We start from the raw sequence: 280 nt of genomic DNA, 5'->3' as shown, positions 1-280 counted from the left end.
AACCTATGTACAATGGTTGCAGGCTGCAGAGAAAAACTGTTTTGCTCAAGGTTTAACAACTATAACAGATTGCGGTTTGCATTATACGGATGTAGAAGCGATCGATACCTTACAAAAAGAAGGTAAACTCAACATGCGTTTGTATGTGATGTTGAGTGACGATGCATCCAACTATGAAAAATTTTTACCAAAGGGTCCATACAAAACCGATAAACTGTTTGTAAAAGGCATCAAAGTATATGCAGATGGTGCATTGGGTAGTCGCGGCGCCTGCTTATTG

Annotated in this window: 1 protein-coding gene; it reads left to right on the top strand. The window is 39.6% G+C overall.

What is annotated here, in order from left to right; translation table 11 throughout:
• On the top strand, positions 1–280 hold a 280-nt coding region (locus tag VJI94_RS08265; RefSeq protein ID WP_324009008.1), incomplete at both ends, for a hypothetical protein.

It is taken from the genome of Parvimonas sp. D9 (genome assembly GCF_035282565.1).
Taxonomy (GTDB): domain Bacteria; phylum Bacillota; class Clostridia; order Tissierellales; family Peptoniphilaceae; genus Parvimonas; species Parvimonas micra.
The sequence above is the reverse complement of the archived record's forward strand: the minus strand, read 5'-3'. Positions and strand labels throughout refer to the sequence as shown.